Origin of the sequence: Persicobacter psychrovividus (genome assembly GCF_036492425.1) — a bacterium.
Lineage (GTDB): Bacteria > Bacteroidota > Bacteroidia > Cytophagales > Cyclobacteriaceae > Persicobacter > Persicobacter psychrovividus.
Genome location: NZ_AP025293.1, coordinates 432,760 through 456,367 on the forward strand (window position 1 = coordinate 432,760; position 23,608 = coordinate 456,367).

At 40.1% G+C, this 23,608-nt stretch carries 19 protein-coding genes; 13 read left to right on the forward strand and 6 right to left on the reverse strand.

The window, feature by feature from the left end:
- Window positions 1–26: 26 nt before the first annotated feature.
- The 12 genes from AABK40_RS15355 to AABK40_RS15410 all read left to right on the forward strand — a co-directional run bounded on the left by AABK40_RS15355 (window position 27) and on the right by AABK40_RS15410 (window position 10,445).
- Window positions 27–428, forward strand: a complete 402-nt coding sequence (locus AABK40_RS15355; RefSeq protein WP_338398544.1) for a hypothetical protein — start codon at window positions 27–29, stop codon at window positions 426–428.
- A 5-nt stretch (window positions 429–433) separates the two neighbouring features.
- Window positions 434–991: an N-acetylmuramoyl-L-alanine amidase gene (locus tag AABK40_RS15360; RefSeq protein ID WP_338398545.1), complete on the forward strand. Its 558-nt coding sequence runs from the start codon at window positions 434–436 to the stop codon at window positions 989–991.
- 612 nt (window positions 992–1,603) lie between these two features.
- Window positions 1,604–3,121, forward strand: coding sequence for a reverse transcriptase domain-containing protein (locus AABK40_RS15365; protein ID WP_338398546.1), 1,518 nt, complete (start codon window positions 1,604–1,606; stop codon window positions 3,119–3,121).
- A gap of 71 nt (window positions 3,122–3,192) precedes the next feature.
- Entirely contained in the window at window positions 3,193–4,767 is a 1,575-nt protein-coding gene (locus tag AABK40_RS15370; RefSeq protein ID WP_338398547.1) for a type I restriction-modification system subunit M, read from the forward strand.
- 114 nt (window positions 4,768–4,881) lie between these two features.
- Window positions 4,882–6,156, forward strand: a complete 1,275-nt coding sequence (locus AABK40_RS15375; protein ID WP_338398548.1) for a restriction endonuclease subunit S — start codon at window positions 4,882–4,884, stop codon at window positions 6,154–6,156.
- Window positions 6,157–6,187: 31 nt separating this feature from the next.
- On the forward strand, window positions 6,188–6,670 hold the full coding sequence (locus AABK40_RS15380) for a hypothetical protein (RefSeq protein ID WP_338398549.1): 483 nt from the start codon (window positions 6,188–6,190) through the stop codon (window positions 6,668–6,670).
- 143 nt (window positions 6,671–6,813) lie between these two features.
- Window positions 6,814–8,010 carry a hypothetical protein gene (locus tag AABK40_RS15385; RefSeq protein WP_338398550.1) on the forward strand — a complete coding sequence of 399 codons (1,197 nt, stop codon included), beginning with the start codon at window positions 6,814–6,816 and terminating at the stop codon, window positions 8,008–8,010.
- A 6-nt stretch (window positions 8,011–8,016) separates the two neighbouring features.
- Window positions 8,017–8,481: a hypothetical protein gene (locus AABK40_RS15390; protein WP_338398551.1), complete on the forward strand. Its 465-nt coding sequence runs from the start codon at window positions 8,017–8,019 to the stop codon at window positions 8,479–8,481.
- A 193-nt stretch (window positions 8,482–8,674) separates the two neighbouring features.
- Window positions 8,675–8,872 carry a hypothetical protein gene (locus tag AABK40_RS15395; protein ID WP_338398552.1) on the forward strand — a complete coding sequence of 66 codons (198 nt, stop codon included), beginning with the start codon at window positions 8,675–8,677 and terminating at the stop codon, window positions 8,870–8,872.
- Between the two features lie 140 nt (window positions 8,873–9,012).
- Window positions 9,013–9,570 carry a hypothetical protein gene (locus AABK40_RS15400; protein ID WP_338398553.1) on the forward strand — a complete coding sequence of 186 codons (558 nt, stop codon included), beginning with the start codon at window positions 9,013–9,015 and terminating at the stop codon, window positions 9,568–9,570.
- A gap of 3 nt (window positions 9,571–9,573) precedes the next feature.
- Complete coding sequence (locus AABK40_RS15405) at window positions 9,574–10,008, forward strand: helix-turn-helix domain-containing protein (RefSeq protein ID WP_338398554.1); 435 nt, start codon at window positions 9,574–9,576, stop codon at window positions 10,006–10,008.
- On the forward strand, window positions 10,005–10,445 hold the full coding sequence (locus tag AABK40_RS15410) for a hypothetical protein (RefSeq protein ID WP_338398555.1): 441 nt from the start codon (window positions 10,005–10,007) through the stop codon (window positions 10,443–10,445). The genes AABK40_RS15405 and AABK40_RS15410 overlap by 4 nt, the downstream gene beginning before the upstream one ends.
- A gap of 610 nt (window positions 10,446–11,055) precedes the next feature.
- Here AABK40_RS15410 and AABK40_RS15415 read toward each other — a convergent pair.
- The 4 genes from AABK40_RS15415 to AABK40_RS15430 form a co-directional block, all read right to left on the reverse strand.
- Window positions 11,056–13,899: a type I restriction endonuclease subunit R gene (locus AABK40_RS15415; protein ID WP_338398556.1), complete on the reverse strand. Its 2,844-nt coding sequence runs from the start codon at window positions 13,897–13,899 to the stop codon at window positions 11,056–11,058.
- A 620-nt stretch (window positions 13,900–14,519) separates the two neighbouring features.
- A complete protein-coding gene (locus tag AABK40_RS15420; RefSeq protein WP_338398557.1) occupies window positions 14,520–15,644 on the reverse strand; it encodes a site-specific integrase in 1,125 nt (374 codons plus the stop codon).
- A gap of 1,221 nt (window positions 15,645–16,865) precedes the next feature.
- Window positions 16,866–17,108 carry an ISAon1 family transposase N-terminal region protein gene (locus tag AABK40_RS15425; protein WP_338398558.1) on the reverse strand — a complete coding sequence of 81 codons (243 nt, stop codon included), beginning with the start codon at window positions 17,106–17,108 and terminating at the stop codon, window positions 16,866–16,868.
- A 563-nt stretch (window positions 17,109–17,671) separates the two neighbouring features.
- Window positions 17,672–18,352 carry an InlB B-repeat-containing protein gene (locus tag AABK40_RS15430; RefSeq protein ID WP_338398559.1) on the reverse strand — a complete coding sequence of 227 codons (681 nt, stop codon included), beginning with the start codon at window positions 18,350–18,352 and terminating at the stop codon, window positions 17,672–17,674.
- 153 nt (window positions 18,353–18,505) lie between these two features.
- Between AABK40_RS15430 and AABK40_RS15435 the strand changes: the two genes are divergently transcribed.
- A complete protein-coding gene (locus AABK40_RS15435) occupies window positions 18,506–19,873 on the forward strand; it encodes a hypothetical protein (RefSeq protein ID WP_338396605.1) in 1,368 nt (455 codons plus the stop codon).
- A gap of 34 nt (window positions 19,874–19,907) precedes the next feature.
- Here the strand turns inward: AABK40_RS15435 and AABK40_RS15440 are convergent, their stop codons facing one another.
- Together AABK40_RS15440 and AABK40_RS15445 are read right to left on the reverse strand one after the other, a co-directional pair.
- A complete protein-coding gene (locus AABK40_RS15440) occupies window positions 19,908–22,964 on the reverse strand; it encodes a BspA family leucine-rich repeat surface protein (RefSeq protein WP_338398560.1) in 3,057 nt (1,018 codons plus the stop codon).
- Window positions 22,943–23,572 (reverse strand): transposase, encoded by a 630-nt coding sequence (locus tag AABK40_RS15445; RefSeq protein WP_338397052.1) that lies wholly within the window; start codon window positions 23,570–23,572, stop codon window positions 22,943–22,945. The genes AABK40_RS15440 and AABK40_RS15445 overlap by 22 nt, the downstream gene beginning before the upstream one ends.
- Between the last annotated feature and the right edge of the window lie 36 nt (window positions 23,573–23,608).

Sequence of the window (23,608 nt, forward strand, 5' to 3'; positions counted from 1 at the left end):
TCTCACACCTTCCAATTTCGTAGCCCATGAACCTATTCAAAAAACTAACCAACGTCTCGGTCAATGAAACCCTGCGCCTCGGCACCCAACTGATCGACGAAATCTTTACCACCAAGGAAGAGAAATTACAAGGCAAGATCGAGCTGTTCAAAATGACGATCGGCGACCGTGATTCTGCCCGACGGATGTACGCCACCGACAGCGCACTGCAAAAGCTGTTCGCTATCTTCTTCTTAGGTGCCTGGCTGATCCTCACCCTGATTATCCTGAACTATTTCGTGTTTGAAAACATCGACCTGAAGGATTGGCAAATTGCTTTTGTGAGCACCATTTACGGGGGCATTTCTACCAAACTCAATACCATTGTGGATTTTCTGTTTGGGTCATCGAGTGGGGCTGGTGGTAATGATGTGAAACTTAAAAAGTAACCGACATGATCCTAATCGACAATGGCCACGGCTACAACACCGCAGGAAAACGCAGTCCTGTATGGTCCGACGGCACCCAATTATTAGAATGGCAATTTAACCGCAAGGTAGCCCGTGAGCTGTCCGCTCAACTCTTCGACCGCAACATTCCCAATTGCCTGGTGGTGCCGGAAGACTATGACATACCCCTGAACCACCGCATTGAACGCATCAATATGCTTTGTAAAAAGTATGATGATTGCCGATTGATCTCTATTCATGCCAATGCCGGCGGAGGCACCGGCTGGGAGATCTTCACCTCAAAAGGCGAAACACAAAGCGACGCCTGGGCTACGCAGTTCATTCATCATGCCGAACGCCTATTGCCCTTTCCCGTCCGCAAAGACTATTCCGATGGCGACCCCGACAAGGAAGCCGGCTTTTACCTACTCAAACATTCGCATTGTCCGGCGGTGCTTACCGAAAATCTGTTTATGGACCGTGAGGAGGATTGCCGGTATTTGATGAGTGAGGAGGGGGTGAGGAAGGTGGTTGAAGTGCATTTGGGGGGGGGGTGGAAATGACCTCTTCTAATAGCACCACATGAGTAAATATAAGCTTTCATTCTAAGAATCGAATTTCCATTGCACATCCCTATGAAATGAGTGCATAACCATAGGAGGGCAATTGGATATTCCCTATTGTGAGAACCCCTCTTGAGATAGAGCATAACGAGATTTTTCGAGTACGAGACAATATATTGCCCTTGAGATGTTATGCACTCGAATTATTCAGGCAAAATTTCACATTGATTGAATATTTTGTAGCTTTACGAGCCTTTAAGCATTTGTTAACGATTGAATCACGTTTTTTATTCATATTTCAAGGTAAATATGAGAACTGTCAGAATTAGCTGATCAGGAAAGAAGTTCCAAACTTGCAAATTAGGATTGGTAGAATTTCATTTCCATCAATCAGAAGAAGTTTGAGTAGGTTTAAGCTTACCGTCAATAAGGTGGTTAAGGAGAATCCGCTTCTATTATGTTTAGTCATAGCATTATATTGGTTTATGATTGAATGTACAATTATTGTTCTAAAAAGAGGGGTGAGAGTGTATAGCTCTTGTACTCAGCATGTGATCAATACCACTTTCTCGACGTTAGCCCCGACGTAATGCTTAAAGGCATTTTTTTACTATGAAACAAGAAAACAGCTTTTTCAAACCCAAGGGCTATGTTCATTTTAGCTCTAAACTATCGCTTTCTGATCAGGAATGGGTTGTTAATTATTGTCAAAATCCAAAGAAGGTAAGGCAACATTCTTTTTATCCATTCATACTTCGGAATATTAAGAGCCGTCGTTTTCGAATTGAGAAGGACTGTTATGGAAGAAAGGATAAAGGAGCTAAAAGAACTGCTTCCGTTAAAGAAAGACCTATCTGTTATGCGAATCATTTAGATGCAGCTATTTACACCTATTATGCTCATAAAATCAAAGAAAAATATGAAGCGTATTTGAGTAAAAAACCTAAGCTAAATGAGGCTGTTATCGCTTATCGTTCGATCCCAGTTGCTCCAGATTCAAAGACCAATAAATCTACTATTTCCTTTGTAAAAGAGATTGTTCATGAAATTAGAAACTATCCGTTAAAAGAATTTGCTGTGATATGTCTGGATATATCAAGCTTCTTTGATGGACTTGACCATAAGATTCTTAAGCAGCAATGGGCAAAAATAATGGATAGGGAGAATGGGTTGAGTTCAGATGAATATCAGGTGTTTAAAAATGTAACTCGCTTTTCTTATGTTCATTATCATGACGTATTCAAAGAATCAGAGCATAATCACGGTGCTAAACATCCAAACACACTCTACTTTAAAGAGGTAGATAGTTTTTTTAGCAGTTCAGAAGATTTTAGGGAAAATATTCAAAAGAAAAAGCTGATACAGCGAAGTGATCAGAGGAAAGGGATTCCTCAGGGTTCCCCTATTTCGGCTACTTTAGCTAATTTATATATGCTTGATTTTGATGAGAGATTGATCGATAAAATTGCCTGGAAGAACTGTCTATATCGACGTTACTCGGATGATTTATTGTTAATTTGTCCCAAGAAAGATATCGATACTTATATCCAATATCTCAAAGATGAAATACGCCACTTGAAATTAGAGATTCAAGATAAGAAAACACAGATATATCTGTTTACTAAAAATGATGATAGCTTAACTCTTCAGGAGCAAAAAATTATAGATGGAAAGCGTGTAACCTTAGCAAAGAAAAATGTAAAGCTTGAGTATTTGGGCTTTGAGTTCGATGGGAAAGTTATGCGATTGAAGTCTTCGAGCCTTTCAAAATATTTTAGGCAAATGAAACGTACCGTCAGACGATCAGCTTTTTACGCAAGTACAACTGGGAAAGATAATGGTACTCCCTATATTTTTAGAAAAGGTTTGTACCGTAGATTCTCCTACATCGGAGCAAAGCGCAGGTTGATTTACAAGCGAAAAATGATAAAAGAAGGTGTGTTTAATTGGGAGAAAACTCAAAAGATGAATTGGGGCAACTTTTTATCCTATGCTTTCAAAGCTATCAGGGAACTTGATAAAGCCGATAGTGAGGCCATAAGAAAACAAGTTCGAGGGCACTTTAAAAAGTTGAACGAACGAATAGCGTATTATACGGAAATCAATGACCTTGATAATTATCCAAAATAGAAGTGTGTAGATAAGAATAAAATGGCGTAAATTACCACCCAATTTTTCACTCAAAATTTACGACAACCGCCATGAGCGATCAACATAAGCAACAATTAGAAACGCAACTCTGGAAGATAGCCGATACCCTGCGGGGGAAGATGGGTGCCGATGAGTTCCGTGATTATATCCTTGGGTTTATTTTCTACAAATACCTTTCGGAGAAGATGACCTTGTTTGCCAACCGTATTTTAGCTGAGGATGGCATCGAGTATCAGGCGATTGATGAGACGTCGGAGGAAGGTCAGGAATATCTGGAGGCAGTCAATGATGAGGCGATTGCGGATTTGGGCTATTTCTTGGCACCGAGTGAGCTGTTCGCTACTTTGGTCAATAGAGGTCAGCAGGCCGAAGGAGGCTTTATCTTGGAAGATCTGGCAAAGGTATTGAAGGCCATTCAGTCGAGAACGACGGGCACGGATTCGGAGGATGATTTCGGGGGCTTGTTCGAGGATTTGGATTTGACTTCTACCAAACTCGGACGCACCGAAGCGCAAAAGAATGAGTTGATCGTGCAGGTGTTGGTGCATTTGGCGGAGATTGATTTCTTGTTGAAAGATACCGAGATTGATGTTTTGGGCGATGCCTATGAATACCTGATCGGGCAGTTTGCCAGTGGTGCGGGCAAGAAGGCGGGCGAATTTTATACGCCTCAGCAGGTTTCGACCATTTTGGCTCGATTGGTTACTTTGGGCAAGACGCAACTCAAGTCGGTCTATGATCCTACCTGTGGGTCGGGTTCGCTATTGTTGCGGGTGGCTCGTGAGATGAAGAAAAACCATTCGAAGGTGGAGTTTTTCTACGGTCAGGAGATGAACCGAACCACTTACAATTTGGCTCGCATGAACATGATTTTGCATGATGTCAATTACCGTGATTTCGACATCAAGCAGGAGGATACGCTCGAACAGCCGGAGCATCGGGACATGACCTTTGAGGCCGTGGTTGCCAACCCGCCATTCTCCGCCAACTGGTCGGCAAACCCTGTGCATCTGTCAGACGACCGCTTTTCGGCTTATGGCAAACTCGCTCCCAAGACCAAGGCAGACTATGCTTTTGTGCAACACATGATCTCGCAATTGGCCGACAACGGCACCATGGCAGTGGTCTTGCCCCATGGCGTTTTGTTCCGTGGCAGTGCCGAGGGGCATATCCGAAAATACCTGATCGAAGATTGTAATTATCTGGATGCAGTGATCGGTTTGCCCGCCAATATCTTCTACGGCACCAGCATTCCGACCTGTATCATGGTGTTCAAAAAATGCCGAAAAGCTGACGACAGCGTGCTGTTCATTGATGCCAGCCAGCATTTTGAAAAAGGTAAAAACCAAAACCAAATGCGTGAGGCAGACATTGAGCGCATCATCAGCACGTATGAAAAGCGTGAAACCGTCGATAAATACGCCTACCATGCTACCCTTGAAGAGATCCGTGAGAATGACTACAACCTGAACATTCCCCGCTATGTGGATACCTTCGAAGAGGAAGAGCCGATCGACCTGAAGGCGGTCAGCGAACAACTGCAAGCCCTTGATGCCGAGATGAAATCTACCGATGATACCATTGCCGGATTTTGTGAGGAATTGGGAATTGAGAAACCGTTTTAGGGGTATTTTGACCCACAGATTCCACAGATTTTCACAGATTATTTTGGTAGGGTCTGGCCTACGTGCCTGACCTCAACCTGTGGGATGGCACACAACCATTAATCAAGACAACAAATGACTAAAAATATAAATGTCCCCAAAATTCGGTTTCAAGAGTTTGAGGGGGAGTGGGATAACGAACCCTTATCTAATTATATTACAAGTTTAGATTCAGGTGTAAGTGTAAATTCAGAAGACACACCAATTACGAATTCAGAACAGATCGGCATTTTAAAAACAAGTGCTATTTCCAATGGAAGGTTTTATCATAATCAAAACAAAACCATAATTCCAATAGAACGCAATAGGGCAAAATTAAATCCAAAACAGGATTCGATAATTATCAGTCGAATGAACACTCCTGAATTAGTTGGCGAGATTGGATATATAGATAAAGATTATCTCAATTTATTTATTCCTGATAGACTTTGGCAAACAACAACAAATGAAAAGGTAAATGTTCAGTGTTTAAGTCAATCATTGATAACGCCAAAATCAAAATTTAAAATTCGTTCTTTAGCTACGGGAACAAGTGGGAGTATGAAGAATATCTCGAAGCCAAGCTTTTTGAGTCTGAAGGTATCTCTCCCCACCCTCCCCGAACAACAGAAAATCGCCACCTTCCTCTCGTCGGTCGATCAAAAGATCGAGCAGTTACAGCAGAAGCACCGCCTTTTGGAGCAATACAAAAAAGGGGTGATGCATAAGCTGTTCCCCGCCCAAGGCGAGAAGCATCCGCAAGTCAGATTCAAGGATGATGATGGGAAGGATTTTGCGGATTGGGAGGTGAAGAAGTTTACACAAGCATTCGAAAGGGTTACTCGAAAAAATAAAGAGAACAATAAGAATGTAATGACAATCTCCGCACAGCAGGGGTTAATTAATCAAGAGGAATATTTTAATAAATCTGTTTCAGCTAAAGACGTTTCTGGCTATTATTTGCTTCACAAAGGTGATTTTGCATATAACAAAAGCTATTCAGCAGGTTATCCAATGGGGGCAATTAAAAAACTAAATAGGTACGATAAGGGAGTTGTTTCCACACTTTACATTTGTTTTAAAGCTAAGGAAAATTCAAACGCCGACTTCTTTGAGCAATATTTTGAAGCAGGTAAACTGAATAAGGAAATTCACAAGATTGCTCAGGAAGGGGCAAGGAATCATGGACTATTAAACGTTTCAGTTGTCGAATTTTTCAATGATATTCAAATCCTAATCCCCACGTTCCCCGAACAACGCAAGATCGCCACTTTCCTAACTTCGATTGATGAGAAGATCACGTCGGTAGGATCGCAGTTGGATCAGGCGCAGGCGTTTAAGAAGGGCTTGTTGCAGGGGATGTTTGTTTAAATAGTTGAGAGTTGAGAATGAGGAGTTGAGAATGGAGAAGTTGATAGTGAAGTTTGCGGGTTTATTGATATGTTGTTTGGCAATCCCCTTATTTGCGCATGCGCAGGTAAGCATCAAGGATAATGGATTGGTTTGGGAGAAAGTTTACCAAAAGCCATTCAATGGAAATAAGAAAAGTTTGAGTAGTTTCGTCGTCGGTGGCAAACCGATCGGCTTTGGTGGGTCAGTCGGTTCGTATAGTGTACGGCGAAGTGCGTTGAGTGCTGATGTGCAGTATTTGCAGAAAGAGGGTCGTTACAAAGTGATCGTATCCAATATACAATTGCTAATGAGCGGTGGAATTGTGGTCAATGGTATTCTGTTATCAGAACACAATATGCCTATCTCCAAATGTATTTGCAAGCGGGCACACCATAGCTTGGTGTATAGAAAACACGGAGAAGAAGTAGCTCAGCGATTGGATGAATATTTCACCAAGTATTTCGGTCAGACCGAAGCAGATTATAATTGGTAATCTGGATTTAGAAAGTATTTGATGGCAGTAGCCGAAAAGACCAGCTCGTAGGGCTGGTTTTTTTGTGCCCTATTCAAATAAAAAGGTTCACTTATTAGTAAACTTGTGTAAAATTACACATATTTGCGTAAATCATAAATCAAATGAGTAAGGTAGTAAGATTAAATATTCACCCAGCAAGCAATGAAACAAGTAACATTGTTCAGTTGCTTAATGCTCAAATAGAGTCCAATATCATTAACAAATCTGATTTGGCTTCGACTTTGGGTATTGTCCGTAAAAGCTTGGATAATATTTTAAAAGGGGAGCGACAAGAGTTGAAGCTAATTGAATTTGTGAAAATTTGCACATATTTGAGCATTGACACCAATGAAGCCTTAAATGATTATATGAACAGCCAAGAAACACAAATGAATGAGCTTGAAAGAATCAAAAAAGTAAAATTCATTAATGATCACTTTGATAAGACAAGCCTAAAACAAGAGGGCTTCTATACTGGTCGTGGTTTCAACTACGAACAGTTTGAAGAAAGAATCTGCACCTTTTTTAACCTGAATAATATTTTTGAATATGCGCATATTGGGGGTAATGCTTTATTTAGTAAAGCAAAGCTTACAGACGACCATAAGATGCGAGACTTTTGGGTGAAATGTGCTATTGCTGAATTTAAGCGCATCAATAACCCAAATGATTATAGTGAAGAGGGGTTGATTCAACTGTTAGGTAATATTCGTGCCTATTCTCAGTATGAAAAGAAGGGCTTTGCAACGGTGATAAAAGCATTATACGCTGTCGGTATTACGGTCATTGTTCAAAAGTATGGTAAAAAAACCTCTATCAATGGAGGGACTTTTTGGGTGAATGAAAAGCCTTGCATTGTGATAACCGATTGTGGTAAAAAATATGCAAAGATTTGGGAAACGCTACTTCATGAAATCTATCATGTTATTGAAGACCTTGAAACCATCAGTAAGATGGTATATCATGTTACTGATACTTCACAACCCGATGTATTATTGATTGAGGAAAGGGCGACCTATTGGGCGCAACAGTATTTGTTGGACGACGAAGCGGTGCGATATATATCAAATAATTTATCCAACCCATTGGAGGTCGATAAATTTTCTAAAAAACAGGCTATACATCCCTCCATTGTTTACCATCGATGTATTTTTTCTTTGGAGGATCGAGTATTGGTCGAACGATTGGCAAAAATCCATAATAAGCAGTTGATCCATTCAGATATAGCCCTTTCAGCTTTGGCTGTTAATCCTTATAAAGCAGATTCCATCGCAGTATTGGCAGACGAAGTGAATAAAATTTTTAATCAAGTAGGATAATAAACCATGAGTAATAACACACAAAATAACCAACATTTAGACCCTAAGAAAAAGGTAGAGCTAAGTGATAAGATGAAGGATCTTTTGAAGGCTCGAAAGGCTCCTGAACAACCTCTTTTTTCAACTGAAGACCCATCATTCGAAGCAAGCATCGATCAAGAGGTTTCAAGTTTAATAGCACAAATAGAGGATCCTGAAAAAAATACACAAACCTATTATGCGATTCAAAACATCATTGTGGGCTTAATCCCAGACAAAGAAATTCGCAGACCCGTGTTGGATGAAAAAAATATCATGCTTCGAGGCTTGAAAAAAACTGATGTTCGCATGTCATTTCTAAGTGAGAAGGTTAGGGCTTTAGATATCATTCATGAGTGGGTTTCAACGAGTGGTAATGCGCATGATTTATATTTAGCTTTCCATGAAGAAAATGTAAGATTGGGTTACAAACCATCAGAGGAAGAAGAGTAAACAAAAAACGCCATACATCAAGGCATGGCGTTTTCCGATTTCCTTCCTCCGAATGGTAGGATGAACTCAAGGGCAATTGTAAGTAAAATAGCGTACATTTACACCAATGCAACCTGATTTATATTAATTAGTTTCAGCTTGACCAGCAGTGGAAGGGCTGTAATACATCTAATCGTGCCTAAATGTTAGTATATTGAACAGTCCATTTACAGGAAAACCGATGCGGTTGAAGCAGTCGCTGACAAGTTTGACCTTCCGAAAGGAGGCCTTTGAGGTCGTCTATCAATACTATTATTGCGAGGATAGTCAGGAAGAGTTCACCGATGAAGCACTCGATACGCTCAATTTGGAGCGGGTTTATCAGCAATACCAATTGAAGTATCATCGGTAGGTATTGAAAAAGAACTAAAAGAGGCTCAAGGTGAGTAGCTTAAGGTTGATCACGCCCCAAATTCAACTCTCCGCTTCTTACTCTAAACTCATTTAGTTTAGTGGTTATGAAACAAAAAAGTAAACTTATAGGTTGATTTAATGAAGGTAAGTAATATCTTTGCAGTGTTTAATGATCGTCTTTATACTGTCCAGTATGAAGGAGAAGAACGACCTGAATACTATCGATTGTTTGATGAATGGTCAGATATTGGTGGATTAGAGGAGTTTTTCGAAGCGCATAAGGCTGATTTGGAAAGCGGTTTTTATGCGCCAATGACAGTAGAACAAGCCGTTTGGAAAACACATTCGGAAGCATTTGATTTTGAGGAAAAAATGGAAAATGCATCTGAAGGAGGTTTAGATGAATTACTCGATATCTTCAAGCCTTTGTCTAATACTTCTCATCTGGAAGAAATGGAAAGAAGTAAAGCTTATGGTACTGAACCTAAAAGTTGGTTACGCATCTATGCTCTACGAATAGCTGTAAATGTGTATTTAGTTACTGGTGGAGCCATCAAATTGGTTCGAACAATGCAGGAACGCCCTCATTTACAGTCAGAGTTAGATAAGCTTCAAATCGTCAAAGATTATTTGATAGATAGAGGCATATCAACTACTGATGATTTTTTTGTTTTCAATATCCCCTTTAATGAATAAGCCATGAATAATTTAGATAAATTCAAAAGTATTGTCAATCCCGATGGCAACCAATGGAAGCAGGAGGTAAATGACCGACTGTCTAAAAAATCTTGGATTAAGAAATCCGCATCGTTGGCTTTGTACATCAAAAGGTTGATGCGCCAAAAAGGAATGACACAAAAGGCGTTGGCTGAATTAATGCAGGTTTCGCCTCAGCAGGTCAATAAAATCCTCAAAGGTAGAGAAAACCTGACCCTTGAAACGATCAGCAAGTTGGAAGAATGTTTGGAAGTTGGTCTAATGAACATTCCCTCGGTCGATCAATATCAATTTTACCCGTCTGAAACACCAACGAAGCAAAGTGAAGGTGTGATGGTTTATCGATCATCTAAAGAAACCATCTCTTTAGATACGGGATGGGATAATTGGGAACAAGAAAATCAGCAAGCACTATGAGTAACGCTCAAAGAACAAGGTTTAAACTTATCGGCATCAAAACGGAGCAATTCGCTACATTTGAGGAATATCTTCCAAAGCAAGACCAAAGTATTGAACTAAATGCCGAGATCAAGCAAGGGGTTAATTCAGATGATAAGATTATTGCAATAGTGCCAAAATTCACCTTTTCGGTTAATGGCCATGTATTTTTAAGTCTTTCGATCGTTGTACAATATTTGATCGCCCCAGACGATTGGCGGTCATTTGTTGATGCAGACCAAAATATAGTTATTATTCCCAAAGATTTACTAACCCACTTGGGCTTCTTAGCGGTAAGTACTTGTCGGGGAACACTTCATGCTAAAACAGAAGGAACCCCTTTCAACCATTTCTTGTTGCCATTAATTGATGTGAATCAGTTGATCAAAGAGGATTTTGTTAGTGCGTTAAAATAGAAGTGGACTATCATCTTTCACGCTAAAGTTATTACCTTTATACCACAGTGCCCCGTGCTTCATTTAATGCTTGCAGGTCTGTACTATAAAATATTATCAGGCATTAGCCGACAAACCAGCCAAGCGCTGGTTTTTTTTATCCTTACCCATCTTTTACCCACAGCTAAAGCAATGGGCTACCAAAGTTAAACCCATTGAAATGGGTTGGCGTATCATTTCAATTGGAATTTTGTGTTTGATGGGACGCACAGCTTCAATGGAACCACAGGGCTAACCTGCTTTAGCTGGTTTAACGCTGTTAGGCCAAGGTTTCAACCTTGGTGTACTGAAATAGGTGTGATATTTTTTTGATGGGTCGTAGACCAGAGCCTACGACCAGGATTAGATTTAGCGCTGTTAGAGGGGCTGTCGCACAACTCTATTCTCAGAATTTGACGCAGAAGATTATTTTGTTAGCTGTACGGATGCACCTACGTGTGTATCCAAACCATCCAATATTTTAATCATTAGGGCAGACACATAGGTCAGCCCGTACAGTGACCAAATAAAATTTTGTGCGTCATCATCAAATTGAGGTTATGCAACAGCTCCTAAAAATCACGATCAGATTTTAACCCATCCCCCGAAAGAAAGTATCCACCAATCCCAACATCTTATCCGTTACCCTTTCGACGATCTTCTTGCGCTCCAAGATCTTCGGTTTGAATTCGAGCGCCCCGACGATTTCCTCCCGCAAGGGCTTTTTGTCTGAATACAGATAATGTTGGATCATGCCGTCGAGCTTTTCAGGGTCTAACTTTTCCTCCGATGCCATAGCGCTAAAGGCGGAAACCTTTTCTTGATCCCAGAACTTTTCGAAAGCTTCGGGGACCTCTTCGGCGGTCGGGATCAATGGTAACTGTTCCTTGATGAACTTGTCGATCAATTCCTTTTTGGAACGCAATTGCACCTCGCCGGCCATCATCTCGACAATACGCTTGGCCTCGGCTTCCCGCTTTTCCTTGCTCGTGCCGTGAATGTTCACCAACAGTTGCATGATATAGGCCACATTGACAATATCGGTCTGCAATAATTCCAGCTCAAAATCCACCTCTTCCAAGATCGAAACCTTTTCCTTGCCCGCAACTTTGGTCTTGTCATACAAATCCAAATACTTGCTTTGATAGTCGGCAAATTCCTGTTCGCTAATGCCGATTTGGTCATGGTCAAAATCGGCGAAGGTCTTCATGACATTCTTCAGGCGGATCAATTCCCGAAACGCTTTGATGAAAGCCAACTGGTCGTTCTCGTTCGGCAATTCGGTATCTACATCAGGCGATACGGCGAATAGTTTCAATAGCGTCTCCTGAAATTTCTTGACATACTGTTCATAGGGAGCCAAGAAGATCACCTCATTGGCGTCTTTGTTCGAGAAGAGCGCCACTGCTTCGTCTGTTGCTTTTTTCAGGTTGCGGAAACAAACGATATTACCCTGCGATTTCTTCTCAGACAAAATGCGGTTGGTGCGTGAAAATGCCTGAATCAGTCCGTGGTGCTTCAGGTTTTTGTCCACATACAGTGTGTTGAGCGTCTTGCTATCAAAGCCCGTCAGGAACATATTGACCACCAAGAGAATATCAATCTGCTTGGTTTTGACCTTCTTCGAAATGTCATTATAATAGTTGTAATACGACTGGTTATCGGTGCATGTGAATCGGGTACCGAAGGTCTTGTTATAATCCTGAATGCATTCCTCCAAAGCATCCCGACTATGCAGACTCTTGTATTCGGCGGGTCGTTCGGCAACTTGAGCGTAGCTGTTTTTGGAAAGGGATGGATTGAGGAATTCCGAAGCCTCATCGCCGTCCTGCTCGTTGGCACCATAGCTGAAAATCGTCGCAATTTTGAGCTTATGATCCCGCTCCTTGAACAGCTTGTAATATTGGATCAAGGTCGGAATACTGCTCACGCAAAACATGGCGGTAAACTCCCGATGGTGGGTCTTTTTATTGTGGTTGGCAATGATATAATCCACAATTTTGCCCATGCGCTTCTCCGAAGTCAGTAGCTCCTTGGTGTCAATATCTTCCACCTCAATATCAATCTCCGAAGCACTTGCCGTACGACGGTAACGCCCCACATATTCGATCGCAAAGCGCAATACATTGTCGTCCTTGATCGCATCCGTAATCACATATTTGTGCAGGCAGTCCTCAAAAAGATCTTTGGTCGTGCGCTTGCCCTGCTCGTTGGCGGTGGCATTGTCCGCAAAAATCGGCGTGCCCGTAAAGCCAAACATTTGATTGTTGGGAAAGAAATCAACGATCTTTTTGTGGGTTTCCCCGAACTGCGAACGGTGGCACTCATCGAAGATAAAAACCACCTTCTGGTCCTTCAGCCCTTCGATCTGCTTTTTCCAATGCGCCTTCTGAATGGCATTATTGAGCTTTTGAAGTGTGGTAACAATCAGCTTGCTCGTGCCCGTCAATTGATCGACAAGGGCTTTGGTGTCAGTGGTACCATTGACCGAATCCTTGGCAAACTGGTTGAACTCACGGGTGGTCTGATAATCCAGATCCTTTCGATCAACCACAAAAAGCACCTTCGCCACCTCCGGCATTTTACACAAAATCTGACTGGCTTTGAAAGAGGTCAAAGTCTTTCCTGAACCCGTCGTGTGCCAGATATAGCCGTTTTTATTGCCTTTCTTCACCCGATCCACAATCGCCTCGGTCGCAAAATACTGGTATGGACGCAAGACCATCAACAGCTTGTTTTCACTCAGGACAATGTAGCGGGCAATCATCTTGGACAAATGGCAAGGCTCCATGAACACGCTGGTGAACTCCTCCAACTGGGTGATGTTTTTGTTGTGCTTATCCGCCCAAAAAAATGTCTGCTTGAAATCCTGCACTGCCACCCGATTGTTGGCATAATACTTCGTATTGACCCCGTTGGAAATGACAAACAACTGAATGTACTGGAACAAGCCCTGAGAGGCACCATAGGTATGTCGCTGGTAGCGCAAAGTCTGATTGAACGCCTCCTTCAGTTCCAAGCCACGGCGCTTGAGCTCCACCTGGACCAAAGGCAAGCCATTCATCAACAGCGTAACATCATAGCGGTTCTCATACTTTCCCTTCATGGTGATCTGTTGCGCCACCTGATACTCATTTTTGCACCACTGCTCACTGTTGAAGAATGACACATAAGCCGTATCCCCATTGTCCCTGCTGATCTGCGCCCGATCCCGCAACAGCTTCGCCTTCTCAAAAATCGAACTCCCCCTGGTCAGATAATTCATCACCTGCCCAAACTCCTTATCCGACAACACCAAGCCATTGAACTTCTCCAATTGCTTGCGCAAATTATCCAACAACGCCTGCTCATCCGCAAGTGCTACAAACTCATAGCCCATGCCCTGAAGCTGTTCGATCATTTGGTTCTCTAATGCCTGTTCGGATTGTGTGGTCATGATAAATTTTGGGTTGTTAAATTTTTGGGGAAGATACGAGAAGCCAATTTAAGTTTATTTCCCCTCAAATAATCTGATTTTTGGCATAAAATAGTGAATTATATGAAGGGATAAATAACCATTTACTACCCACAAATCTAAATATTCATACCCTAAAAAATTTCGGTCTAATAGATCGATAATTTCAAATATGAAGAAATAGCCTCATAAGTCCCTAAATCCTAAACTTACAGCCCCTATTTCCTCACCTGTTTCCTCACTTTCACCCCTATTTCCTCACCTATTCTCACCTGTTTCCTCACTTTTCAAGGGTAAAATCATATCACTATTTTAATAAATATTGCCATTCAAATAAAACACCCCTACAACTCAACACCCATAAAACCCTCATAAACCCGTAAAAAGCATTATATATAATTATTTTAATATGACTATTCTGATAAACGGCATATAATTGTACTATTCTCGTGTTTCCTCAATATAATTGGACTGTTCGAGCAGATACACGCTATAAATTAAATTTAGCGCACTTTTTGAGTGCAATTCACAGTTTTTGAGGTGAGGAAAGAGGAAAACTTTTTTAGGGGGGCCCTACTAAAATTAAAAAAAACATCAAAAGGCTAAAATTTGAAATCTGGAAGAGGCACCAAACTAATTTCATCATCCATAATAACCCCCAAATCTCGAAGGTATCGGTCGGTCATATTTACAGAAGAGTGTCCATTTTGAGCCTGAATAAATTTGATGTCTTTGGTCAGTCGATACAACTCAATATTACCGGTATGCTTCCAGCCATAAAGCGTATGATTAGCATGATCAAGGCCAAACCGCTTGAGCACTTTCCTGTGTCTGTCACCAATAGAATAGTTAGTGGTTTGCGTAGCGCCAAAAGTACGTCTTTGCGAAATAATAAAATCATCATTCTTGGCTCCTTCAAGGTACTTCTGCAATGCTGCTTTTAAAGAATCATTAAACCGAGGGTATTTGGCAACCTTTGTTTTGGCTACATTCTTGGAAATAATAATTTTTTTCAGGTCAAATAAAATATCCTTCACTTGCAATTTATAGATTTCAGAAGGCCGCAAAAAGCACTGATAGACTAACATTACAAAAACAAAAAGCTGAAGATCCTCCCCTTTTAGGTAACTCAAAATCATTTGTGCATTTTCATTACAGAAGGCCTTGTGCATCTGGATGTCCTCTCTAAACCCCTTAATACCTATGCAGGGATTGGTACTTATCCATCCACGTGCTTTAAAGCGCTCAAACATCGCCTTAAGCCATTTCAAATAACTATTCCGTGTAGAATTAGATATTCGCTCTTCCACTGTCAGGTAATCCAAGAAATTAATAATATCCGACGCGGATACGTCATGTAGGTAGCAGTCTGGATCATCGAAATAATACTCAAGCTTCTTCAAGCTTTTTTTATAGGCCGCATGAGTATTCTTTGCCACCTCCCGCTCGATAATATTCAAACTGTCACTAATAGCGGTACTTAACCGCACCAACTCATCTTTTTTATTTCTAAGGCGTTTCCTTTTGGGCTTTTCAATAATTTCACCAGACTCAAGGTCTTGAATAACTTTCTTCACCTGCCGCTCTTTTTCCTTGAGAGTAGGAAATTTCTTATGGCTGATGTAGATTCTTTTCCGAGGACTCTTGACTTCTGTCGTAATCCAATATTCTACATACCATCTTTTCTCACATTCTTTTAAAAATCTCTGGACTCTATACTTAATCATAGGAAGTTCATTTTTGAAATTGATGTCCTTTGGAACCGACACAATATTTACCGGTAATTTATGATCATTATGCTTGCAATCCATTGATACTAAATAAAATCCTGACGGGTACGATTACCTAAAAAGCATGAATCAATCAGAGGTATTTAATTGTATTTTTCAAATCTCCTTATTTTTTAACGCTGAAAAAATAAGCTGTAATGTGATGAACATTCTATAATATCTAAAACCTCAAAATCACGGCCTTGCTGAATTTTATCCCAGCTGAAATTCTTTGAATAATATAAATCACAATCATCCACATTCTTCATTTAATCAGAAAACAAAACCAGTCCCTAATGCTTACATAAAAAACTATTTTTCTATTAAATGAAGGACAATCCTTCCTAAATAAGGACCTTCATCAACAACTTCTCAAAAAAAATAAAACTAATTTAGTTTGAACATTAACAAGAGACGTGCTAAAAAAAAGCAAATCCTCCTTATTGAAACATTTATACTATTCAAAGTTTGACTCTAATAAAAAATCTTATTAACAAAAAATAAGCTTGATTAACCACTATCAACATCTCCTTGAAAATCAATAAATTACAACACAAAAATAGATTACTATGAGTTAAAGTCTATGATAAAAAATAACATATTACCATCCTAAAACAACTTTTATCCCTTCAAAAAAGGGCTCAATATTCATATAATCAAATAATTAACGATTCGAAAAACATGGATCAAACCACCTAAAACAGTCCTACAAAGCTCGTAGAGCCATATTTTTCAGAACATAAGGTTATAGTTTGGTATAGTTAAAAAGCTCGGAGTGGTTCCCGAGCTTTTGTTTTTTTGTTGATTACCAGTTATTTACCAACAAAAACCGGATCACTCCGAATTTCTGGGCACAGCCTATCAACCAAACACCTTCGTAATGCGGAATAACATATACGGGAGGTCGGATACGCCTCTTAAATCCTTCCTAAAATTCTTCAATTTAGCGTTGATGATTCCGAAGCAGCATTACTACTTCTGTACTTGAAACAATTGGCAATTTTTGCTGAGTTTTCGAAAAAGGTATTTTTTATTGATTCAAAGGAAGAAAAGCCACTTTGTCGGCCTTATCATACCATTGAACTAACTTTGTTCGCGCTACACCTGGAGTAATGCTGAAAATTCTTGGCACTAATTCCGTGATACGGTTTAAGACTCGCAAAGGTGATGGCATGATTATCAATCAAATTCTTTTAAAAAAGCCGCAAACTCAGCGATCTTGCGGCTACCTTTAGCAATGGTAGCCCAGTTACGGCTTAATTTTTTATGATTACCTTTTTCAGCCCATCGACGACGGCGAATACTTAGATGAACCTTTTTCCCTCGTATAGGAAAATCCTGAAGAACCCGTGCATCCGTAAACCCTCTTGCTTGGAGTTCCAGCCCTTCATACTCTTGGGGAATAATAGCCTTTTCATCCAAGTGGATAAAATTCCATTAATATTTTGATCGACAGACGTAACCTCAAAAAACTCCAAATACCTTCAGGCAATAAAAGGCTTATCAACGATGCATTTACTTGGATTCATTCATGCTGCAATTTGGTAAATTATGAGGTCGTGCCCAACTTTTCAGACTGAGCCTAAAATTTTATGATACCCTATCCTGTGTGTCCCCTCATCCGCTAACCTTGATCCATACAGTAAAAGGGTGTAACCACCAACTAAAAGTATACCACCGCCAACCGTAATTGTTGCAGTTCAGTTTGTTGAGATTTTTTTGATTGAATGGACCATCGTCAACGCGCTGATGATTCGCACCAACATGCGCTATGGCTTGGTGTCATAGTGTCCTCAATCAAAATTCGTCGCCAAATTTTCGGGCTGACCGTTTGTTGATCAATTTCTAATTGATAAACCATCGGAATTCGTTTTACCTTCCGTTAAATTGCGAAATTTCGATTTGCCCCACGTTTTTTTTAAGGTTGCCCGTTGATCATTTTTTGATTTGGGTATCGCCAATGGCGAAAGGAAGATAACATAATATTACGGTTTCTTAACTAATTTACCGTAAGAGACACCATCTAACAAAACCAGATAAACACCTTCGTATAAATAAGATATATCAACCGTATCATCTTCCCCATTCACGCCTCTTTCAAGAAGCACTCTCCCTAATACATCGACCAATTGCAATCGCATTTCTTTTTGTAATCCCCTGATGTACAATTGCCCATCATTTGGATTAGGATATATGACGATTTCGGGCAAGATGACACGATCAAAACTTGCCGAGATGGTATGATTCTGCTCAACCTTACTGAAGGTATAGTCATTCATTGTTCCAATGAATAGTTCATCGACGATTACCTCAATAATTTCATACCCATCATTTGGCGTAATCGTGAATGTTTGGCTGTCACCATGCTCTACAAATGTAGTTTGTGGGCTTATCACCCCGTTTTCTGTTTGATTTACTGTAATTTCGTACTTCTTAAGGGCGACTTCTGCATTGATTGTATGTTCTTTTATGATATTATTTAATGTGAATACAGTATCTATTTTATCCATGGGTTGACCGTCGATTGTACAGGATACGACTTTATACCCTTCTTCCAGCTCAATATGGAAACTTCGATCGGATCCGTGCGGTGCTGTCACGTGTGTAGGTGTTATTGTGGCCCCTTTATTCACTGAGGCTGTGATCTCATATTCTTTCTGCTCCACAAGCGCTTTTATAGTATGATCTGCAGTGATATTTTCCAGTGTTAAATGGGGGTTGGTATTGTCTAGCCTGTCGAAAATTCACAAAAAAAGCGATTCCAGAAAAAAGGTTAAATTTGAGTGTCCAAACCGTCATTCAACCTTACCAGAATCGCTTTGAGTTTTAAAAATAACAAACAATCTCTAAAAAAGAAAAAGTCAACAGAAAGAGCCAAACGAAAAAGGCGAAACGACAGTATCAAAATTAAAAGGTATAAGGCTCGGGCTTCTTTTTGGGAAAAGAAGTACAAAGAGGAAAAGTCTAAAAACAAGTCGGAGTTTGGTGGGAAAAAAATCAAGCACCACAGCTACTGTTCGGCCATTATTACTTTGGCTTTAATTTTACATACTGAAACCAGCATGAGCCTTCGTGATAGTGAGACGGTATTGCGTATTTTCATTCAACAAATGCACATAGATAGTAAATGCCCTGACCATTCGACGATTGATAATTGGTTAAAAAAAGCAGGAATGCAGGCCATCGAACCATTTTCACCTGAGCGGCCATGTGTTTTGATTTGTGATGAAAGCATTTCATTCAACGGGAAGAAATTGTTTTTGGTACTTGCCGTTCCTGTGTCGGTTTCTGACCAGCAGCGTACATTACGTTTTGAGGACTGTCACTTGGTTTATCTTGGTGCGAAAAAAGGTTGGTCGGCAGATGTAATTTATAAGGAACTTCAACCACTCGTTCAGAAGCTGAAAATTCAATATGTCCTAAGCGATAAAGGTTCTAATTTACTTAAGGCTACAGCCTTGCTGGGGCTTGATCATGTTTCGGATATCACCCATGAAGTATCAAGGACACTGAAAAATCTATATAACGATACAGATGATTACAAGAATTTCATCAAATGGGTTGGTGAACTCAGAAAAGATTTAGCGTGTGGGGAATATGCACATTTGGCCCCTCCAAAAGTAAGGCATCATTGTAGGTTTCATCAGCTTGGGCAATATGAAAAGTGGTTTAGAAAGGTCGGTCCTGAGCTGAAAAATGTCGCCGAAGAAAGCAAAGGTGCGGCTTTGAGCCTCCTCCAAATCAGTGATCATACACCTTTCATCAAGGATTTGATATCTTTGACCCCAGTGATCAAAGAAATATTGTCGGTTGGCAGAACGGAAGGGATAAGTCACAAAACTATTTTGAAATTAACTCAAAAAATGGAAGAACTCGAAGGGGATCGGCCAACTATATTCAGAGAAAAAATCACTCATTATTTTCATAAAACCTATAAAACGATTGGTGAAGACATCCCTTTTTGTTGCAGTGCTATCATCGAAAGCGTATTCGGAAAGTACAAATCAAAAATGAGCAGCCACCCACAGAAAATGTGCACCAACCACTTGCTGACCATTCCCTTATTTTTTGTGAAAGAAAATGAAATTGCCGAACTTGTTTCAGGATTTGACACCGTAAAAGTGGCAGAAATCAAAGATAAGGAAGCCGTGGCAAAAGCAATGATGAGCGTTCAAATGGCTGCTTAACTCGTGTACATGTTTTTTGAAAATATTCGACAGGCTAGGTATTGTCTACATCAACACCATCTACCTGCCACCCTACAAATTTATAGCCTTCTTCTAATTCCAGATCAAACGTTTGACTACTTCCATATACAACCGTTGTAAAATCAGGGAACACACGAATTCCTTCCGTTTCCTGAACGGTAAGGTTGAAAGTATAGCGTGCATATAGCGTTAAATCTTCTTCAACCCGATCGTTATCAAAATCCCATAATACAGGGATTGTTTTCCCTTCATCATCACTTACTCCCCAACCATCAAAATAACGTCCATCATCCTTTTCAGGAACAATATATGGCGCTCTAATTTTACTGTCTTTTATACTCGATGAAGCCGTAGGAATTTCTAAGGGCATTCCTCCTCGGGTATCAAATCGTACATTAACACCACAAAGAGGGGAGCTTTTTCTTATATCCCATTCGTAATCATCAATAAGCTTTTGACGTGAGACCATTGCCTCATAAGTACAGTGATATTGACCACCTACAAAGCTTACCTTTTTTTGTACATTTTGCTTACTCCATGCATTCAACAAAGCATCATAGTTTCCTGCAGAAAAGTTATCTGCTCTAAAAAGCATATAATCCATATCCCGCACATTACCTATTTGCCAATCACTTAAATCACAATTGAATTCTTCAGCACTGTAAAACATGCTATACATATAAACCACATTACTCACATCCCAACGCCTCAAGTCTCCATTAAAGCTCGCTGCTTGTTTAAACATATAACCCATAGTAAGTACATTACTTACATCCCACGTACTTACATCCCCATTAAAATGTGGTGCATTGTTAAACATACCGTACATATCGGTAACATTCCCAACATCCCATGCATTCAAGTCCCTGTTAAAATTCTTTGCATCTTCAAACATTGAACGCATATCCTTTACATTTCTAACATTCCATGTATTCAAATCACTATTAAAACGATAGGTTTTATTAAACATGTAGGACATATCGGTTACGTTCCCAACATCCCAGGTACTTAAATCACTGTCAAAACGATGGGCATCATGAAACATGTGCCTCATATCTTCCACTTGAGATACATCCCACGTACTTACATCCCCATTAAAATAATATGCCGCGGCAAACATATATTCCATATTGGTAACCTTCCCAACATCCCAGGCACTCAAGTCACAATCAAAATGAGCGGCATTAAAAAACATGTAGGACATATTGGTTACTTTACTGACATCCCACTTGCTGATATCTCCATTAAAATCATTAGCTGCCCTAAACATGTAGGACATATTGGTCACATTTCCGACATCCCAAGCACTCAAGTCACCATCAAAACGTGAATTATAAAAAAACATAAATTCCATATTGGTAACCTTCCCAACATCCCACTCGCTGATATCCCCATTAAAACTCGAACCATAAAACATATGCTCCATATTAACCACATTACTGACATCCCACTTGCTTATGTCTCCATTAAAGCTTGAATTTTTACACATCCCTGTCATGTCCGTCACATTACTTACATCCCAGCTATTCAAATCGTCACTAATATTGGTTTCACTAAACATATAGGCCAATGATGTTACATGAGACAGGTCGGGGGCATCAGTCGCACTGATCTGCATTTGCTCATTCCCCGTAAACATTGAACTCATATCGTACCATTTGTTGGTTCCCCATTGAACCACATCCAGTACTGACATGAAGCGTCTGGGAGCACTTGCTTTCTGATAATTGAAGCTTACTTTAGGAACCTTCCCTGATATTTGTACTAAATAGGTCCCGCGATTTTCATATTCATGTTCTACCGTTTGACGATATAGTCCCCCTCCTTTAGTGAAAGTGCCATCGCCCCAGTCTATGGTATAATCACTCTCCACGGCATATTCTTCCGATCCTGAAATATAAAGCTCAAAATCCCCACTTTCTGTATTAATCCATACTGTAAAGTTATTTGGTCGGGTTACTACAGCAGATAATACATGATCTGCCTGGATATCTTCGAGCGTAAAAGTCAAATCACGCGTTTCTTGAATTTCTCCATCGAGCATCCAGTATTTGAATTCATACCCCTGTTCTACTGTTAAATTAAACGTGTACGAATCACCCTGATCTGCCCAAATATCGCCTTCTAAGGAAAGACTCGTACCTGGAAATGAAGAAACAGATAACAAATATTGATAGCGGGCATATAAGGTCAAGGATTCATCTACTTCATCCTTTTCAAAATTCCATATTTTACTTATTGTAGCCCCTTCATCATCGCTTAATCCCCAACCCACACATTCAACGCCATTTTTCACTGGATTCATTAACGGTTCACAAATAAGATTTTCTGGTCTTTGATTCGAAGCAAAAGGAATATCCGAAGGTTCCCCTCCTCGGGTATCAAAATGCACATCAATGGTATTACATCTTGTATCACTGTCACTTATAACCCAGCCCTTTTCTTTCCTAAGTTTTTTCTTTGCGCTAATTGCCTCAGAACTACATATGTAATAAGGTGCTCCAAATTCCACATTCGTTTTTACATCCTGCTCACTCCAGCTCAGCAAAAGGCGGTCGTAATTCTTGGCTGAAAAACTTGAAGTTTTCGTAAGCATCTTCTCCATGAAATAAACATTACCGACATCCCAATTGCTTAAATTCTGATTGAAGTTTGTTGCCCCATGGAATAAATACCTCATGGACGTAACCCCGCTTACGTCCCAACGGCTCAAATCACAATTGAAACTCACAGCCTCTGAAAACATATAGGACATTGTTTTAACATTACTCATATCCCAATCACTTATGTTACCATTAAAGCGGTATGCAGATTGAAACATACTTAACATCGTCTCAACCTTACTCACATCCCATGCATTTAAGTCACTATTAAAGGATTCTGCTCCAGCGAACATACATGACATGTCGGTCACATTACTCACATCCCAATCACTCAAATCACTTTTAAAAGCCTGCGCATTATTAAACAGATTTTTCATATTGGTCACCTTACTCACATCCCACGCACTTAGGTCACTAGTGCGATAACCCTTAAATACCACCCGATTTAAAACCCACCAAAACACCACTCAATTGGCTTTTTCCATCTTTCATTGTAATACTCAATATAGTTGGTGATTTTTCTTTCTAAATTAGGGACCGAGTTAAATTGCCCATTACGAATTACATGCTTCTGTAAACGGCCAAACCAATTCTCTATTTGGTTCAACCAAGAGCAATGTTTTGGAGTATATTGAAATCTGATTTTATGGTCTTTATCCTCTAAAAATTCCATCCTGGACTTCATCGTCTTTAATACTCCACACCGTCCTTTCTTACCTAAATCACTGTCATAATTTACTTTATCAGCAATTAGCTTGACTAATGACTCTGATTTATGTGTATTAAGCTGGTCTGCAATAAAAACGATTTTTTTGTTAGGGTATTTATCGATGATTGACTCTATAAATTTACAAAAATCCTCCTCATTCCGAGTCTGTCCAAGTTGATATTTGGTGACCTCGCCGTCCATTATATTCAGGCCTGCGATTAAACAGGTCGTTCCGTTCCGCTTGTATTCTGGGTCTACTCGCTTAACTTGACCGCTTTTTGCTGTGGTTATTTTTATGTTTTGTTTAGCTTGAATACCCGTCTTTTCATCCACAGAAATAGTCACAACATCGTCTGATTGCTCCAAATAAACACTGCAAACATCAGAAACACGGTCGTTATG

Coding starts and splice junctions, on each gene's coding strand:
- AABK40_RS15415 (WP_338398556.1), bottom strand. CDS start 13,899: ATGACCACACAATCCGAACAGGCATTAGAGAACCAAATGATCGAACAG.
- AABK40_RS15375 (WP_338398548.1), top strand. CDS start 4,882: ATGACTAAAAATATAAATGTCCCCAAAATTCGGTTTCAAGAGTTTGAG.
- AABK40_RS15420 (WP_338398557.1), bottom strand. CDS start 15,644: ATGATTAAGTATAGAGTCCAGAGATTTTTAAAAGAATGTGAGAAAAGA.
- AABK40_RS15355 (WP_338398544.1), top strand. CDS start 27: ATGAACCTATTCAAAAAACTAACCAACGTCTCGGTCAATGAAACCCTG.
- AABK40_RS15380 (WP_338398549.1), top strand. CDS start 6,188: ATGGAGAAGTTGATAGTGAAGTTTGCGGGTTTATTGATATGTTGTTTG.
- AABK40_RS15365 (WP_338398546.1), top strand. CDS start 1,604: ATGAAACAAGAAAACAGCTTTTTCAAACCCAAGGGCTATGTTCATTTT.
- AABK40_RS15385 (WP_338398550.1), top strand. CDS start 6,814: ATGAGTAAGGTAGTAAGATTAAATATTCACCCAGCAAGCAATGAAACA.
- AABK40_RS15400 (WP_338398553.1), top strand. CDS start 9,013: ATGAAGGTAAGTAATATCTTTGCAGTGTTTAATGATCGTCTTTATACT.
- AABK40_RS15405 (WP_338398554.1), top strand. CDS start 9,574: ATGAATAATTTAGATAAATTCAAAAGTATTGTCAATCCCGATGGCAAC.
- AABK40_RS15370 (WP_338398547.1), top strand. CDS start 3,193: ATGAGCGATCAACATAAGCAACAATTAGAAACGCAACTCTGGAAGATA.
- AABK40_RS15410 (WP_338398555.1), top strand. CDS start 10,005: ATGAGTAACGCTCAAAGAACAAGGTTTAAACTTATCGGCATCAAAACG.
- AABK40_RS15360 (WP_338398545.1), top strand. CDS start 434: ATGATCCTAATCGACAATGGCCACGGCTACAACACCGCAGGAAAACGC.
- AABK40_RS15390 (WP_338398551.1), top strand. CDS start 8,017: ATGAGTAATAACACACAAAATAACCAACATTTAGACCCTAAGAAAAAG.